The organism is Pedococcus sp. 5OH_020 (genome assembly GCF_027812955.1).
Classification (GTDB): domain Bacteria; phylum Actinomycetota; class Actinomycetes; order Actinomycetales; family Dermatophilaceae; genus Pedococcus.
Window position 1 is genome coordinate 1 of record NZ_JAPYZV010000015.1, and the last position, 16,349, is coordinate 16,349.

Sequence of the window (16,349 nt, forward strand, 5' to 3'; positions counted from 1 at the left end):
ACCAATCTCCCAGCACGGCGGGGCATCTCGTTGTTACGGCGCGCTCAACACCTCAGGCCCATCGGTGGATCGAGGCTAAGCCGTCCGCGGTGAATGCGGGTCCGTTTGGGACCGCGAGTCCCTCCACCTGGGTGCTGATGGTTTCGTCGTGGTCCACGAGGAAGACGGAACCCGCGCCAGGTTCTGCGTTCCAACCCATGCAGGTCGCCTAGAACCGCCCGCGGGTGTCGCAGGCGCCATCGTTCATCCGACGAGGAGTGCCGCCGTCCGCCGGTCGGCCCAGCCAGTGCAGCCCCGCGCCCGGCTCCAGTAGAGCGATTCCTGTGCCCACGGCCGCCACCCACGTGTCGGGGGCCGATTTGACGGGGGCCACTGCGCCGAGCGGCAGCGGTGACGTTGACCTCCGCCAGCATGTTCTACAGCTACGACTGGATCGACACGGCGCGCTGGGACCGGTGGCTGTACGAGAATTACGGACAGTGGCAGCAGGCGATGGACCAGGCCCTCGACGACCGTCTCGGCGTGCTGGCCCGGTGGTCCGACCGTCACTCAGTGCCACTGGTCATCGGCGAGGGCTGGATCGGGTACACACCGCTACACGCCGAGGTCGAGGACGGACCCGTCGGGCAGGCCGTCGCCGAAGCGGCCCTGCGCCGGTGCATGGCCGCCGGCGCCTGGGGCGTAGTCCTGGGATCGAACTCCGCCCCCCACCACCCGGGATGGCAGAACGTGGCCTGGCAACAGCACTGGAACAGCGAGTTCCTAGGCTCCTGAGGAGGCGCCAGTACGAGGACTCGATACCGACACTTCGCCGGCCGAGCTTCCGATCTTCAGGCAGACGGGAACGCGCACGTCATCGGCCCACCCTGCGTCTTCGTGCACCGCCTCGTGCAACATTCGGGTCTTCCGTGGCCGCACGTGGCGTACGCACGGCCGGAAAGCAAGATCGAATCTCGGCCATTCGAGAGCGGGGCCAGGTCCACAGAGGCTGTTGCCGTGATCTCAGCCAAGCCCGAACCACGTCACAAGGATTGCGGCCACCTATGCGGCGCCTCGCGGCGACGTCGTTGAATCCGGCATGCGACCCAATGAGCCCCTCCCTGGCAGGAGGCCCTCTGCAGATCGAGGAAGACGGGCCCAGAAATGGGCCCAAGAAGCCCGGCGTGGAACGACCTGAGTAACGATCCGACAACACTCGGCTTTGGACGACTGAACGCGTCTGCAGCGCCGTGACCTGCAACGATGCGCCACGGGGATCCTCTGTGAGTCGTGCCGAGTCACGGCCAGTCGTTGTCCGGGAATTGCTACGGATCAGAAGGTTAGGGGTTCGAATCCCTTCGGGCGCACTCTGTGTTGAGACAGAGCCCAGCAGGTCACAGCCCCGCGCCGATCCACACGGCCGGGGCTGTTGCTGTGCCGGTCGACCGTGGTGCCGCCATCAGCACCTGGCAGAGCCGGGCGACAGGGGTCACAAGCGGCCGCAAGCAGGGCAGCGCCTGCCGTTCCGCGCGCCTATGCAGGCAAACGCGACTGTGCGACTGCCCTCCAGGGCCAACGCAAGAACCGTCATGGGCTGAACGGCTACACGGGCGTTACTTTCTCGGTCCGTGCCGACGTCGGAGCGGTACCTTCGCGACTGTCCGGGAAACGCCCGCACAGTCGCCCGGGCAGCGGTGAGGCTGCGCTTTGCGCAGTCCTCTCGGGGGACCAGGCAGGTGGCCGCAGATGAGGAACAGGACCACGTTCAGGCGTGCTGAGGCGAAGGTGCATGCCCTCAAGGCCGCTGGGGAGTTCAGCCTCCGCGACGGGCCTGGCGCGAAGGTCGCCGTGCTCATGCCTTTCGTCGCCGGACTGGTTCAGGACCAACGCGACGACTACGCGTCCTTCGAGAGCGATGCGCAGGCTCTGGTCGCCCATATCGAGGCGAATGACCGCGAGCCCGTGCTCCACATGCGCGCGACCGTGGCGGACTTCGAGTCGGCGATGACTGACCCGACGATCCCGACGGTCATTCTGCGAGGCTTCGGGAACCTGTCCGCGATCTCGACTCCGAGGGAGGCCGGTCCAGACGCCCCGTACACCGTGCTCGAGTGGTCGCACCTCGCCGCGATGGCGGACCATCTGAAGCTTGGCAAGTTCGTGATGCGCTCGTGTGGTGGCATGACGCGGATCTTCAACCCACCACTCGGCTACGGAGTGGTCGCGTCACACCGCGACATCCTGGCGCCGGTCGGCCTCGCCATCAGCGTGGTGGGTCTGGACGACCCGGTCAACGACTTCATCCGACCCGTCACGGAGACCGAGCAGCTCACTCGGGAGGACATCCTCAGCCAGTTCCCGCTCCAGCGGCTCCGAGATGTCCCCGAGTTCATCCCCGACTCGGTCTACGTGGGGGCCCGCGCCCTCCACTTCCTCTTCTCCGACCCGTACGCCGGTCGTCCGCGGCCCACGCGCTAGCGTCGCCATTCCGCCGGCCCTACCGGCACTCGGCCCGGGCCCTACCGCCACTTGGCCCCCGGCCCTACCGGCGGGCCGGGACCCGCTGCTGTCCCTCCAGTCGGGGAAAGCCTGTCCCGCGCAACGCCCCCGGGCGTACATTCAGGGCATGGCCGAGTCCGTGGGCATGACGCCCGACTTCGTGCGTCTGATGCTGACCGGAGACCATCCCGGCCTGGCCGACCGGCGACGCCGGAACCTGCGGTTCCCCTCCGACCCCCGGTGCAAGCTGTGCGCGGCACCCTTCGCAGGAGTGGGCCGCCTCGTCTTCGGCCCACGGGGCTACGGCCGCTCGGGTAACCCCTCCCTCTGCATGAAGTGCGTGGAGGTGCTGCGCGGCTTCGGCCTCACGGGGGTCGAGATCCCTGTGTCGTTGGTCTTCTCCGACGTCCGCGGCTCCACGACTCTCGGCGAGCAGCTGCGGCCGGCGGAGTTCCACGCCTTCCTCCACCACTTCTACAAGCTGGCCACCCAGGCCATCGTCAGCCACGGGGGCCTCGTCGACAAGATCGTGGGGGACGAGGTCATCGGCCTGTTCTTCGGAGGCATCTCCGGCCCTGGCTATAACGACCAGGCCGTCTCGGCGGCGCTGGACCTGGCGGAGCGTGCCGCCAGGTCCGACGCCACGCCGTCAGGAGCCATCCCCGCAGGCACCGCCGTGCACACCGGTGAGGCGTTCGTCGGCGCCAGCGGCCCTGCGGACACGGTCGACGACTTCACCGCTCTGGGGGACGCCGTCAACACCACCGCGCGGTTGGCATCCGCCGCGCTGGCCGGCGAGGTGATCGCAAGCCAGGCGGCCGTCTCCGCCTCGTCCGCCACGGCGGAGAGCAGGGAGTGTCGGCTGGTCGACATCCGTGGGCGGACGGAGCCGATCGAGGTCGTGGTCCTGCGGCAGGCGACGCCCCGGGTCTCAGCAGCACCCTGAGCCTCTCCACAGCAGCCTGAGCCGCGAGCCGTCACGGCCTCCGACGGGACCCGGCGTGGTTGCCCTCAGCCCAGCTCGCGACCCAGGGCGGAGCCCAGCCAGACGGCGAGCAGGCCCAACCCCAGTGACAGCGACAGGTTGGCGACGAGTGGGCGCCAGTGCCGCTCCTCCCAGAACGCCCAGGTCTCGAAGGCCAGTGTCGAGAACGTCGTGAGGGCTCCGCAGAACCCGACACCGACGAGTGCGAACACCCAGCTCGGGGCACCTGGCAGGCCGGCGACCAGACCGAGCAGGAGCGACCCGACGACGTTGACGACCAACGTCCCCAGCGTCGTCCCGGCGCGGCTGTGCCGGCGGCTCCAGCGGTCGACCAGGTAGCGGACCGGTGCCCCTACGGCAGCTCCGCAGACCACGAGCAGGGCGGTCATCGACGTCGGCCGAAGACGAGCTCACCGAGACTGACCCCGAGACCGACCGCCGCCAGGCCCACGACGAGGGAGCCGACGAGGTACGCAGCCGCAAGCCCCTGGTGCCCCCCTACGGCCATCGTGTGGATATCGAGGGCGTAGCTGGAGAAGGTGGTCCAGCCCCCCAGCACCCCCACGCCCAGGAACGGGCGCAGCCAGGGGTGTGGCTCCGCGAGGGAAAGCACCCATACGACCAGGAGTCCCATCGCGAACGAGCCCGTGACGTTGACCACGAACGTCGACCACGCGAACGAGCCCGCATTATGCGGCAGCGCCACCGCGAGCCCGTACCGGCTCAGCGAGCCGATCGCGCCGCCGAGGGCCACCGCACCCAACAGCCCGCTCGTCAGGTCGGGGTGGTGGGCGGACACCCGCGACAGTCTGCCAAAGGCCGGCCTGCCGTGACTCGGCCTGCCATGGCTCTGCTGCAGAGCGCCTGCCGCCGCGAACCTAGCGCTGGGTGGCCAGGAACTCCGCGATCCGGCCGATGGCGAACTCCAGGTCCTGGACGCTCGGCAGGGTGACGATGCGTACGTGGTCCGGCGTGGGCCAGTTGAAGCCCGTGCCGTTCGTGATCAGGATGTGGGTCGCCCGGAGCAGGTCGATGACGAACGCCTGGTCGTCCTCGATCGGGTACACCTGTGGGTCCAGCCGTGGGAACAGGTACAGCGCCCCCTGCGGCTTCACGCAGGTGACGCCGGGGATGTCCGTGATCAGCCGGTGCGCGAGGTCGCGCTGGGCCAGCAGCCGGCCACCCGGAAGGATCAGGTCCCGGATCGACTGGTACCCGCCCAGTGCCGTCTGGATCGCATGCTGCGCAGGGACGTTCGCGCACATCCGCATGTTTGCGAGCAGGGTCAGCCCCTCGAGGAAGTTGCCCGCGCGCTGTCTGGCTCCCGTCACGACGACCCAGCCGGAACGGAACCCGGCCACCCGGTAGGCCTTGGACAGCCCGCTGAAGGTGAGGCACAGGATGTCGTGCGCGTACGTCGCGGCATGATGGTGCCGGGCGCCGTCGTACAGGATCTTCTCGTAGATCTCGTCAGCGAGGACGACGAGGTCGTGCTTCGTGGCCAGCTCGACGAACCCCTTGACGGTCTCCTGCGAGTAGACGGCACCCGTGGGGTTGTTCGGGTTGATGAGCACGATGGCCTTGGTGCGGTCCGTGATCCGGCTCTCGACGTCCTCGAGGCTCGGGTTCCAACCGTCCTCCTCGTCGCACAGGTAGTGCACGGGCGTGCCCCCGGCCAGGGTCACGGCGGCAGTCCACAGCGGGTAGTCGGGGGCCGGGATGAGGATCTCGTCGCCGTTGTCGACGAGCGCCTGGAGGACTAGCGAGATCATCTCGCTGACGCCGTTCCCGATGAAGACGTCCTCGACGGTGACGTCCTTGAGCCCCTCCTCCTGGTAGAAGTGCGCCACCGCGGTCCGTGCCGAGAAGATGCCGCGCGAGTCCGAGTACCCCTGGGCCTCGGGCAGGTTGTGGATCATGTCGACGAGGATCGACTCGGGGGCCTCGAAGCCGAACGGCGCCGGGTTGCCGATGTTCAGCTTCATGATGCGATGGCCTTCGGCCTCGAGCTTGTGGGCCTCTTCGAGGATCGGCCCGCGCACGTCGTACCGGACGTTCTGGAGCTTTCTGGACTGGTTCACCGGGCGCACCAGGCCAGTGTTCCAGGCTCGGTAGAGGCGTGGCGCGCCGCCACCCCGGCCCGCGCGCCAGCGCCGCTGAGGAGCGGCCTGCGCTCTCAGGAGTGGCGCACCACGGTGGCCGTGGTGACGACCGTCGTGACGAGCTGCGTCACGCAGGGGGTTGCAGGAGTGAGCTGAAGCCGAACCGGCACGGCGGATCGACCGGCGCGAGCTCTCCCAGGTCGGTGCCTCGCCAGCTGCCATGCACAGAGGCCAGCGCATGCAGGTCGGTGGCTCCGTCCGGCCCACGACCAGCTCGGCGGTGAGGTGGTCGCCCGCCCGGACCGCCCAGGTGCGGTCGGCGACCGTCACGTCGACCGGTGTGACGCAGACTTCGTCGAAGACATACGTCCGCGCGACGAAGTCCGCGAGCTGCGGCGTCGGCGCGAGCAGCGTGCGATGGCCCTGCCGGTCCTCGACCATGACGTCGGCGAAGGTGCCGAAAGGCGAGGTGTCCCAACGGCCCACGACGAAGCGCGTCCCGCTGGCGGTGCCGACCCCGGCGATTGCCCCACTGAACCTGAGCTCCTCCACGGCGCCCACCCTGACAGTCCCCTGGCGGTCGCGCGAACCGTGCGTCCGCTCCCCGTACTCTCGTGCCCATGGCGCCCACCTCTGCGTTCGACGAGCTCGAGGTCGAGCTGACGCGCTTGGTGCGTAGGGCGCGCAGCGGTCAGCGGCGTACGGCCGCGGACGTCCATCCCGAGCTGGATGCCGCCGGGTATGCCGTGCTGGTCGCCGTCCGCGAGCTGTCGGCGGGCGGGGGAGGGGTTCGCGGTGGCGAGGTCTCGGATGTGCTCGGGCTGCACAAGTCCACGACGAGCAGGAACCTCGCGACGCTGGAGGCGCTGGGGCTCGTCGAGCGGATCCCCGACCCTGCGGACGCCCGAGCCCGCCAGGTGCGTCTCACGCCGCCCGGCTCTGAGGCGCTCGAGCGCTCCTTCGAGGCTCGGCGGGAGCGGCTGCGGGCGCAGCTGGGCACCTGGGAGCCCACCGACATCGCGGAGCTGGCCCGGCTGCTGCGTCGCCTCAACACGACGCTCTCCGCCTGACCGGGCCGGGTGAGCCCCGGCGCCGAACCATGGGCGCCACGCGCGCGCCCTCGGCTTCACCGCGATCGCCGGCGCCTTTTCGTCTCCGACAGACTCGGTGCCAAATCAAGTTGCATTCGGCAACTAATTGGCTTATGGTTGTGTTCTGCAACCAACTAAGGGGACGCCATGACTGTCTCGACCGGTGCCCGCACCACGACCCGCGACGTGGTGTCCGCGCTGTCCAGCCTCATCCGGGCCAGCCGGTCCGCGGCTCGTCAGCGGCAGGTACAGCTCGGTGCTTCGGGGACGGCACTGGCCATCCTCAAAGCCCTCTCCTACGACAGCGCCCTGGACCGCCCGGGCGACCTCGCGCAGGCGACCGGCGTCGCGCCATCCGTGGTCAGCCGCGCGCTGGCGCGTCTCGAGGACGACGGGCTGGTGGAGCGGACCCGGGACGACCGGGACGCTCGTGCCTGCCACATCTCGCTCACCGAAGAGGGTCGCAGGCAGCTGGAGACGGTCGAGCAGGAGTACGTGACGCTGCTCGACGATGCGCTGACCGAGCTGAGCGACGAGGACGTCCAGCGGCTGCCCGGTCTCCTCACCCTGCTCGAACACTCCATCCGACGCGCCGGCGAAAGGGCGACAGCCCCCCGGCGGCTGACGATGGTCGCCAGCCTCACCGACCACGACCCTCACCCCCTCCACCACCCCCACCACGCCACGTCCGAAAGCCTGTGATGTCGACTACCACCGCACCCACCCGACCCCTGGCCCTCAGTGGGGACCGTGGGGACCCGGACACGGGGCAGATGAGCCACCGTCAGATCCTCGAAGCGATGACCGGACTGTTGGCCGGTCTCTTCACGGCGATGTTGAGCAGCACCATCGTCGCCACGGCCCTGCCGACCATCATCGGGGACCTGCACGGCACCCAGCGCCAGTACACCTGGGTCATCACAGCGTCACTGCTGGCCACCACGGTCAGCACCCCGATCTGGGGCAAGCTGTCCGACCTGTTCAGCAAGAAGCTGCTCGTCCAGGCGTCTCTGGTGGTCTTCGTCGCCGGCTCCGTCGCCGCCGGAGCCTCCCGGACGGTCGGCTTCCTCATCGCCTGCCGCGTCGTCCAAGGCCTCGGCATGGGCGGCCTGACGGCCCTCACCCAGTCGATCATGGGAGCCATGATCGCCCCGCGCCAGCGTGGCCGGTACTCCGGCTACATGGGCGCAGTCATGGCAGTCGCTACCGTCAGCGGTCCGCTGCTCGGCGGCGTCATCGTCGACAGCAGGCTCGGCTGGAGGTGGACCTTCTATGTCTGTGTGCCGCTGGCCGTCGTCGCGATCTTCGTCCTGCAGGCCAACCTGCACGTCACGACCGCCAAGCGGACCCCCAAGATCGACTACCTCGGCGCGGCGCTCATCGCCGTCACGGCGTCGTTGCCGCTGCTGTGGGTCACGTTCGCGGGCAGCGACTTCCCGTGGTGGTCCCCGCAGACCGCGTGGTACCTCGGTGGGACACTCGTCGCCCTCGCGCTGACGCTCGTCGTCGAGTGGCGCGCCGCGGAGCCTGTGATCCCCATCCGGCTCCTCAAGAACGTCACCACCGGGCTCGTCGTGGTGGCGAGCGGTGCCGTGGGGGTCGCCATGTTCGGCGGCACCACGTTCCTCACCCAGTACTTCCAGGTCTCCCGTGGCTACAGCCCCACCCATGCCGGTCTCCTGACGATTCCCCTGATGGGCGCGCTGCTGGTCTCCTCCACGGCCGGCGGCCAGTACGTGAGCCGCACCGGTCGGTGGAAGGGCGTCATCGTGGGAGGCGGCGGGTTCCTGGTGGCCGGCCTCGTATGGCTGGCGCGCCTGGACCACGTCACCCCTCTCTGGGAGATCGGCGTCGCGATGGCGTTGATGGGGTTCGGCCTCGGCGCCATGATGCAGAACCTCGTCCTGGCGGTGCAGAACTCCGTCGATGTGGCGAACATCGGCGCGGCCTCGGCCACCATCGCGTTCTTCCGGACGCTGGGCGGTGCGGTCGGCGTCTCGGTGCTCGGCGCAGTGCTCGCCAACCGCGTCCGTGACGGCATCGTCACCGGCCTTGCCGAGCTCGGTCCCAAGGCGGCAGCAGCGGCACAGTCCGGCGGTGGCACGGGCACCCTGGACCTCAAGGACATGCCTGCTCCCGTCGCGCTCGTCGTGCGAGGCGCGTATGGCGACGCCACCGGCCACATCTTCCTGCTCAGCGCCGCCGTCGCGGTCGTCGCGCTCCTGGCCGTGCTGTTCGTCAAGGAGGTCCCGCTGCGTACGACGGTCGCTATGGTCGAGGAACGCACCCCGGATGGGCCCACGGCGTCCGACTTCCGCACCGACGAGCCCAAGGCAGGCGCCGACCATGTCGACGGCACAGTGGCGGCGACGAGCGTTACCCGGCCCGTCGGCTGAGGGCCCCGAGCCTCAGAGCTCGCTCAGCCACCCTTGTCCAGGTGCCAGCGACGGGTCGCCCGCACCGTGCTCAGCATGCGCCGGTCGTGCGTGACGAGGAGAACCGTGCCGGGGAAGGAGTCCAGCGCCTGCTCGAGCTGCTCGATGGCGGGCAGGTCGAGGTGGTTGGTCGGCTCGTCGAGGACCAGCAGGTTGACCTGGCGCGCCTGGAGAAGTGCCAACGCCGCCCGAGTCCGCTCTCCAGGCGACAAGGAGGCCGCGGGCCGCTGCACGTGGTCCGTCCCGAGGCCGAACTTGGCGAGCAAGGTTCGCACCTCCGCCTGAGGCCAGCCCTCCAGGGCGTCGCCGAAGGCCCGCGCCAAGGGCTGGCGCCCGAGGAAGAGCGCACGCGCCTGGTCCACCTCTCCCACGCTCACACCGGATCCGAGGCCTGCCACGCCCGCGTCAGGGCGGACCGTGCCCAGGAGCAGGCCGAGCAGCGTGCTCTTCCCGGAGCCGTTCGCACCCGTTACCACCACGCGGTCCGCCCACTCCACCTGCACGTCGACCGGGCCGAGGCTGAAGGCGCCGCGGCGGACGACCGCACCGCTGGCACTCGCGACGACCGTTCCCGACCGTGGCGCGGTGGCTATCGACATCCGCAGCTCCCATTCCCTGCGCGGCTCGTCGACGACCTCCAGTCGTTCGATCATGCGCTCGGTCTGCCGGGCCTTGGCGGCCTGCTTCTCCGCCGACTCCGCCCGGAAGGCGGGGATGAACTTGTCGTTGTCCGTCGCCTTGCGCCGGGCGTTCCGGACCCCCACGGTCATCCAGCTGCGCTGAGTGTCCGCTCGCTGCACGAGCCGGCTCCGAGTCTGCGCGTAGTCCTCGTACGCCTCCCTGGCATGGCGGCGGGCCAGCTCGCGTTCGGCGAGGTAGCTCTCGTACCCGCCTTCGTAGACGCCCACCTGCTGCTGCGCGAGGTCCAGCTCGACGACGCGGGTCACCGTGCGAGCCAGGAACTCGCGGTCGTGGCTCACGACGACGGCGGCGCTGCGCAGGCCGATCACGAACCGCTCCAGCCGCTCCAGGCCCTCGAGGTCGAGGTCGTTCGTCGGTTCGTCGAGGAGCAGCACGTCGTAGCGCGAGAGCAGCAGCGCTGCGAGCCCCACTCGGGCCATCTGGCCCCCGGACAGCGTCGTCATCACCGTCTCGGGGGATACGTCCAGACCGAGCGCCGCAAGGGTCTGGGCCTGCCGCTCCTCCAGGTCTGCGCCGCCGAGGGCCAGCCATCCGTGCAGCGCGGCGTCGTACCGGTCGTCGGCGGCCGTGACGTCCTCGGAGAGCGCCTGGGCGGCGGCGTTCAGCTCGCCCTCGGCCTCGGCAACGCCCGTGCGCCGGCCGAGGAAGCCGGCGACCGTCTCGCCGGGGCGCCTCTCGGGCTCCTGGGGGAGGTGTCCGACGGTGGCGGTCGGCGGGCTCAGCGTCACGCGGCCGTCCTCGGGTTCCAGCTCACCGGCGAGGACGCGCAGGAGCGTGGACTTGCCGGCACCGTTGGCTCCGACGAGCCCGATGACGTCCCCCGGCGCCACGACGAGGTCGAGACCTGCGAAGAGCGCTGTGGCGCCGTGGCCGGCGGCGAGCTGCGTGGCCTTGAGGGTCGCGGACATGACGCCAGGACGGTACCGGCACGGGCGCAGCGCAGGAAAGCGGGATTCGGCGACGACGGAGGCCGGCCCGCACGTGTGCCGGGGGTTGTGGGGCGGCGGCGTCAGGGGTGGGATGGCAGTCATGACAACGCTGTCGCACACGGTCGGTGAGACGCAGCCTCCGCTGCTGGAGCAGACGATCGCGGACAACCTCGACGCCACGGTCGCCAGGTTCGCCGGCCGAGAAGCCCTCGTCGACGTCCAGCAGGGGATCCGGTGGACGTATGGCGAGTTCGCCGAGGAGGTCACCCGGCTCGCTCGCGCCCTGGTCGCCGCCGGTGTGGGCAAGGGGATGCGGGTGGGCATCTGGGCACCCAACTGCGCGCAGTGGACGCAGGTCCAGTACGCCACGGCGAGGATCGGAGCCATCCTCGTCAACATCAACCCCAGCTATCGCACGCACGAGCTGGGGTTCGTCCTCAACCAGGCGGGGGTCTCTCACCTCTTCCTCGCCCGGTCCTTCAAGACCAGCGACTACGTCGCCATGCTCGAGGAGGTGCGGTCGGGCTGTCCGGCGCTCGTGGACGCCTACGTCATCGGTTCCGACTCGTGGCATGCACTCCTCGCACGTGCGGCCGACGTCGGTGCCGAGGTGGTGCGCGACGGACAGGAAGGGCTCGACCCCCACGACCCCATCAACATCCAGTACACGTCCGGCACGACCGGCTTCCCCAAGGGCGCCACGCTCAGCCACCGCAACATCCTCAACAACGGGTACTTCGTCGGCGAGCTGTGCCGGTACACGGAGCAGGACCGGATCTGCATCCCAGTGCCCTTCTACCACTGCTTCGGCATGGTGATGGGAAACCTGGCGGCGACCTCGCACGGCGCCTGCATGGTCATCCCAGCGCCCGGGTTCGACGCGGCCGCCACCTTGAGGGCCACCCAGGACGAGCGCTGCACGTCGCTCTACGGAGTACCGACGATGTTCATCGCGGAGTGGTCGCTGCCAGACTTCGAGACCTACGACCTGTCGAGCGTACGCACCGGAATCATGGCGGGATCGCCTTGCCCCGCAACGATGATGGAGAAGCTCATCGCCGCTGGGATCGAGGAGGTCACCATCTGCTACGGGATGACGGAGACCTCCCCGGTGTCCACGCAGACGCGCACCGACGACTCGTTCGAACGCAAGGTCGGCACGGTAGGCGCCGTGCACCCACACCTCGAGATCAAGGTCGTCGACCCGACCACGGGTGAGACGCTGCCGCGCGGCGAGGCGGGGGAGTTCTGCACCAAGGGCTACTCCGTGATGCTCGGGTACTGGGAGCAGCCGGACAAGACCGACGAGGTCCTGGTGGACGGCTGGATGCACACCGGCGACATCGCCGTGATGGACGACGCGGGCTACGTGCAGATCACCGGACGCATCAAGGACATGGTGATCCGGGGTGGCGAGAACATCTACCCGCGTGAGATCGAGGAGTTCCTCTACACCCATCCCGACATCCTCGACGCACAGGTGGTAGGGGTCCCCGACGCCACGTACGGAGAGGAGCTGTGCGCCTGGATCAGGATGCGTGAGGGCGCGGCACCACTGGATGCCGAGTCCGTGCGCGCGTTCGCCACCGGCAAGCTCGCGCACTACAAGATCCCGCGGTACGTCGTCGTCGTCGACGACTTTCCGATGACCGTCACGGGCAAGGTCCGCAAGGTCGAGATGCGTGAGAAGTCGGTGGCGGAGCTGGGACTCTCCTCCACCTGACCCGACCACTACCGGCTAGGTGGTCACGAGGTCGGCGGGGGTCCCCGAGCTAGCGAAGGTCGCGAAGGTCGCGGAGGTCGCCAGGTCACCCAGTCGCTCGGGTCGCGGTGTGAGCGGACGGGCCAGTGGGTAGGACATCGGTGGACCGACCCCCGCGAGGGGGGTTTGCGAACCCGGGAGAGATCCATGGATACCAGCACGATCGTCTGGATCATCGTCGCTATCGTCGTCGTCGCCGTCATCCTGGCGCTCGTCATGAGGGCTTCACGGACGCGGCGGGCGGAGGCGCATCGCACAGAGGCTGCCCGGCTTCGCGACGAGGCCCGCGAGCACGACCGCGGGCTGCGCGAACGAGAGGCCCACGCCGCCGAGGCGGACGCCAAGGCGCGGCAGGCCAAGGCCGAGGCGGACCTGCGTGCAGCCGAGGCGCAGCGTCTGGAGGCGGAGGCCGAGCGACGCTCGGAGCGGGCGGATGAGGTGCGTAGCGCCCGGGACGAGCGGCTGCGCGCCGCCGATGCTCGGGACCCTGACGTGCAGACGGACGACGACGGCTACCGACTCGACGAGAACGGAGAACGCATCGACGACCTCCGGGGCACTGACCGCCGTGGGAATGACGATGGCGTCAACCGTGAGGCGGGTTCCGGCTCGTGGGAGGGCGAGCGACGCGATGGCGTCGGGACGGAGCGTCAGCAGGGCTGAGGGCTGCCCGGCCGGCTGGGTGTCCTGGCCACCAGAACCGCTCGCCGAGCAGGCTGACCAGCGCCGGCACGAGGACGGACAGCACCAGGGGCGTGTCGGGGAGCACGCCGATACCGACGATGACGCCGCTCTGCGCCAGCTGCACGAGCGGTAGGACGCCGAGAAGCGGGCGCGACGCTCGGAGAGTGACGTCTCGCCTGGAGAGCTGGCGACGGCCCTCGGCCTCAGCCGCCCGGCGACCTCAGCCCTGCTTCGGCGTGTGGAGTCTGCCGGCCAGGTCCGGCGCACGCACGGCGAGGCAGATCGTCGGCGGGTCTCCGTGGAGGTGACCGATGAAGCGATGAGTGTCGCCCAGGGCATCTTCGCCCCCATAGGCGCGACGATGCGAGAGGCGATCGCGACGTACTCGCCGGACGAGCAGGCCACCGTGCTGCGCTTCCTCCTCGATGCCGTCGACGCGGCCGCCCGGGCTCTGGAGGAGGGCGGCGGGTCGCGGTCGGGAATGGGTTGACTCGGATCGGCGTTCACGGAATAGTTGAAATTTGAACGACTAGGAGATCCAGATGCCAGCTGTCACCGTCCCCGACCTGACCGTCCTTCCGCGAGTACCCGCCCCGGCGGCGTCCGCCGTGCGGCGCCCTGTTCGTTCGTTGTCGACCGCGCCGGGTGGCCTCGAAGGTGAAGGCTTCCCGGTCAAGCGCGCCTTCGCCGGGGTCGACCTGCGAGACCTCGACCCGTTCATCCACATGGACGAGATGGGGGAGGTCGAGTACGCGCCTGGCGAGCCCAAGGGCACCCCGTGGCATCCGCACCGTGGGTTCGAGACGGTGACGTACATCATCGACGGCATCTTCGACCACCAGGACTCCTTCGGCGGCGGCGGCACCATCACGAATGGCGACACCCAGTGGATGACGGCGGGATCGGGCATCCTGCACATCGAGGCGCCGCCCGAGCACCTCGTGGTCAGTGGCGGCCTCTTCCACGGGTTCCAGCTGTGGGTGAACCTCCCGAGGGTCGACAAGCTGAAGGCGCCGGCCTACCAGGACCTGCGGTCCAGCGAGGTGGGCCTGGCCACGTCCGCCGACGGCGGTGCGCTCCTGCGGGTCATCGCCGGCGAGGTGGGCGGGGTCCGCGGCCCGGGTTCCACGCACACGCCGATGGCCATGGTCCACGCGACGGTGACGCCCGGCGGAGTGCTCGAGCTGCCCTGGCGACGCGACTTCAACGCACTCGTCTACGTGATGGGCGGCGACGGTCTCGTCGGGCCGGACCAGACGCCGATCGGCACGGGCCAGCTGGCGGTCCTCGGGACCGGTGACGCGCTGAGCCTGTCGTCGGCGCGCACGCAGCAGCAGCGGTTCTCGGAGGGGATGGACGTGCTGATCCTCGGTGGTCTGCCCATCCGCGAGCCGGTTGCGTGGGCTGGGCCGTTCGTGATGAACACCAAGGCCGAGGTGATGCGGGCCTTCGAGGACTACCAGGCGGGACGGCTCGGTCAGCCGGTGCCCCACGGCCACGTGGGCGGCGGCTCATCGTGAGTGCCATGTCCACGGTGTGGACGGCGGGCGCGACGGCAGTCACAGGTACGCGCCGGTAGCGACCCGCTCCCGTAGGTTGTCGTCGTCACGCGACCTTGCAACGACGGGAGCTGTAGGTGCGAATCGGTGTACCGGCTGAGTCCAAGCCCGGGGAGTCCCGGGTGGCTGCCACGCCCAAGACCGTCGGTCAGCTGACCGCGCTGGGCTACGAGGTGGCGCTCGAACGGTCGGCGGGAGCCCGAGCCGCCTTCTCCGACGAGGCGTATGCCGCCGCGGGCGCAGCCGTCGTGAGTGCGGACGAGGTGTGGGCGAGCGACATCCTCCTGAAGGTCAACCCCCCGTCGGAGGCCGAGATCGCCCGTCTGAGACCGGGTGCCGTACTGGCGTCGCTGCTCTCCCCGGCGCTGAACCCGGAGCTGGTCACCCGCCTGACGGAGGCCGGCGTCACGGCCCTCGCCATGGACGCGGTGCCGCGCATCTCCCGAGCACAGTCCCTGGACGTGCTGTCGTCAATGGCGAACATCGGGGGGTACCGCGCAGTCATCGAGGCGGCTCACGAGTTCGGTTCGCTCTTCACCGGCCAGGTGACGGCCGCCGGAAAGGTTCCGCCCGCCAAGGTGCTGGTCGTCGGGGCCGGCGTCGCGGGGCTCGCGGCGATCGGCACGGCGAGCAGCCTGGGCGCCGTGGTCCGCGCGTTCGACGCCCGCCCTGAGGTGGGCGAGCAGGTCGAGTCGATGGGCGCGGAGTTCCTGCGCATAGACCTGGGGAACGCCGCCGACGACACCCCGAGCCTCACCGGGTACGCCAAGGAGATGGGGGAGGACTTCAACGCCAAGGCGGCAGCGTTGTACGCCGAGCAGGCCCGGGACGTCGACATCGTCATCACCACGGCGCTGATCCCCGGAAAGCCGGCGCCGCGACTGCTCACCGAGGAGATGGTCGCCTCCATGAAGCCGGGATCCGTGGTCGTCGACATGGCGGCCGCCAACGGCGGGAACGTGGCTGGGACCGTGGCCGACCAGCTGGTCACCACGAGTGGGGGCGTAAGGATCATCGGGTACACCGACCTTCCGGGCCGGCTGCCCACTCAGGCCAGCCAGCTCTTCGGCACCAACCTCGTGAACCTGCTCAAGCTCCTCACGCCCGGCAAGGACGGGCAGCTCGTGCTCGACTTCGAGGACGTGGTCCAGCGCGGCATGACCGTATGCCGCGACGGACAGACGCTGTGGCCACCACCGCCGGTCCAGGTGAGTGCTGCGCCCGCCGGCCCGGCGCCGGTGCAGGCCCGCGAGCCCAAGGCTGCACCTGGACCGCGCGACCCCCGCCGCAAGTACGGGGGGATGGTGGTCGCCGCGGCGTTGTTCGCGCTCGTCGCAGCGAGCTCGCCGGCCGCCTTCCTAGGACACTTCATCGTCTTCGCACTCGCCGTCATCGTGGGGTTCTACGTCATCTCCAACGTGGCCCATGCGCTGCATACGCCGTTGATGTCGGAGACGAACGCCATCAGCGGCATCATCCTGGTCGGCGGGATCCTGCAGCTCGGCCACACCGACCCGCTGATCCGGTCTCTCGCCTTCGTCGCCACGACCGTGGCCAGCATCAACATCTTCGGTGGCTTCGCGGTGGCCGGTCGCATGCTCCAGATGTTCCGGAAGGACTGA

15 protein-coding genes and 2 pseudogenes are annotated in these 16,349 nt (G+C 69.6%); 12 read left to right on the forward strand and 5 right to left on the reverse strand.

All coding sequences use genetic code 11. The features are described 5' to 3' along the window. Positions 1-390: 390 nt before the first annotated feature. The 3 genes from PHA84_RS19520 to PHA84_RS19530 all read left to right on the forward strand — a co-directional run bounded on the left by PHA84_RS19520 (position 391) and on the right by PHA84_RS19530 (position 3,424). Positions 391-774, forward strand: coding sequence for a cellulase-like family protein (locus PHA84_RS19520; protein WP_270889817.1), 384 nt, complete (start codon positions 391-393; stop codon positions 772-774). 951 nt (positions 775-1,725) lie between these two features. Next, positions 1,726-2,457: a hypothetical protein gene (locus tag PHA84_RS19525; protein ID WP_270889818.1), complete on the forward strand. Its 732-nt coding sequence runs from the start codon at positions 1,726-1,728 to the stop codon at positions 2,455-2,457. 148 nt (positions 2,458-2,605) lie between these two features. After that, entirely contained in the window at positions 2,606-3,424 is an 819-nt protein-coding gene (locus PHA84_RS19530) for an adenylate/guanylate cyclase domain-containing protein (protein ID WP_270889819.1), read from the forward strand. 65 nt (positions 3,425-3,489) lie between these two features. Here PHA84_RS19530 and PHA84_RS19535 read toward each other — a convergent pair whose 3' ends face one another. The 3 genes from PHA84_RS19535 to PHA84_RS19545 form a co-directional block, all read right to left on the reverse strand. Further along, positions 3,490-3,852, reverse strand: coding sequence for a fluoride efflux transporter FluC (locus PHA84_RS19535; RefSeq protein WP_270889820.1), 363 nt, complete (start codon positions 3,850-3,852; stop codon positions 3,490-3,492). Continuing rightward, positions 3,849-4,262 (reverse strand): fluoride efflux transporter FluC, encoded by a 414-nt coding sequence (locus PHA84_RS19540; RefSeq protein ID WP_270889821.1) that lies wholly within the window; start codon positions 4,260-4,262, stop codon positions 3,849-3,851. The genes PHA84_RS19535 and PHA84_RS19540 overlap by 4 nt, the downstream gene beginning before the upstream one ends. Before the next feature lie 79 nt (positions 4,263-4,341). Beyond that, a complete protein-coding gene (locus PHA84_RS19545; RefSeq protein ID WP_270889882.1) occupies positions 4,342-5,553 on the reverse strand; it encodes a pyridoxal phosphate-dependent aminotransferase in 1,212 nt (403 codons plus the stop codon). A gap of 632 nt (positions 5,554-6,185) precedes the next feature. Here PHA84_RS19545 and PHA84_RS19550 point away from each other — a divergent pair. The 3 genes from PHA84_RS19550 (at position 6,186) to PHA84_RS19560 (ending at position 9,052) form a co-directional block, all read left to right on the forward strand. Next, positions 6,186-6,635, forward strand: a complete 450-nt coding sequence (locus PHA84_RS19550) for a MarR family winged helix-turn-helix transcriptional regulator (RefSeq protein WP_270889822.1) — start codon at positions 6,186-6,188, stop codon at positions 6,633-6,635. A 168-nt stretch (positions 6,636-6,803) separates the two neighbouring features. Then, entirely contained in the window at positions 6,804-7,358 is a 555-nt protein-coding gene (locus PHA84_RS19555) for a MarR family winged helix-turn-helix transcriptional regulator (protein ID WP_270889823.1), read from the forward strand. After that, positions 7,358-9,052: an MDR family MFS transporter gene (locus PHA84_RS19560; RefSeq protein ID WP_270889824.1), complete on the forward strand. Its 1,695-nt coding sequence runs from the start codon at positions 7,358-7,360 to the stop codon at positions 9,050-9,052. The genes PHA84_RS19555 and PHA84_RS19560 overlap by 1 nt, the downstream gene beginning before the upstream one ends. Before the next feature lie 23 nt (positions 9,053-9,075). Here the strand turns inward: PHA84_RS19560 and PHA84_RS19565 are convergent, their stop codons facing one another. Then, positions 9,076-10,701: an ABC-F family ATP-binding cassette domain-containing protein gene (locus tag PHA84_RS19565; protein WP_270889825.1), complete on the reverse strand. Its 1,626-nt coding sequence runs from the start codon at positions 10,699-10,701 to the stop codon at positions 9,076-9,078. A gap of 121 nt (positions 10,702-10,822) precedes the next feature. On the opposite strand from PHA84_RS19565, the gene PHA84_RS19570 reads away from it, so the two are divergent. Next, positions 10,823-12,445: an AMP-binding protein gene (locus PHA84_RS19570; RefSeq protein WP_270889826.1), complete on the forward strand. Its 1,623-nt coding sequence runs from the start codon at positions 10,823-10,825 to the stop codon at positions 12,443-12,445. A 186-nt stretch (positions 12,446-12,631) separates the two neighbouring features. Beyond that, positions 12,632-13,147 (forward strand): hypothetical protein, encoded by a 516-nt coding sequence (locus PHA84_RS19575; protein WP_270889827.1) that lies wholly within the window; start codon positions 12,632-12,634, stop codon positions 13,145-13,147. On the opposite strand, the pseudogene PHA84_RS19580 reads toward PHA84_RS19575, so the two are convergent. Next, positions 13,071-13,298 (reverse strand): annotated as a pseudogene (locus PHA84_RS19580) (MMPL family transporter); the annotation flags it as partial. The gene PHA84_RS19575 and the pseudogene PHA84_RS19580 sit on opposite strands and share 77 nt — an antisense overlap. Before the next feature lie 42 nt (positions 13,299-13,340). Between PHA84_RS19580 and PHA84_RS20900 the strand changes: the two are divergent. The 4 genes and pseudogenes from PHA84_RS20900 to PHA84_RS19595 all read left to right on the forward strand — a co-directional run. After that, a pseudogene (locus tag PHA84_RS20900) lies at positions 13,341-13,451 on the forward strand (MarR family transcriptional regulator); the annotation flags it as partial. Between the two features lie 36 nt (positions 13,452-13,487). Further along, complete coding sequence (locus PHA84_RS19585; protein WP_270889828.1) at positions 13,488-13,658, forward strand: hypothetical protein; 171 nt, start codon at positions 13,488-13,490, stop codon at positions 13,656-13,658. Positions 13,659-13,710: 52 nt separating this feature from the next. Beyond that, positions 13,711-14,688 carry a pirin family protein gene (locus PHA84_RS19590; protein WP_270889829.1) on the forward strand — a complete coding sequence of 326 codons (978 nt, stop codon included), beginning with the start codon at positions 13,711-13,713 and terminating at the stop codon, positions 14,686-14,688. 116 nt (positions 14,689-14,804) lie between these two features. Next, a complete protein-coding gene (locus PHA84_RS19595) occupies positions 14,805-16,349 on the forward strand; it encodes a Re/Si-specific NAD(P)(+) transhydrogenase subunit alpha (RefSeq protein ID WP_270889830.1) in 1,545 nt (514 codons plus the stop codon).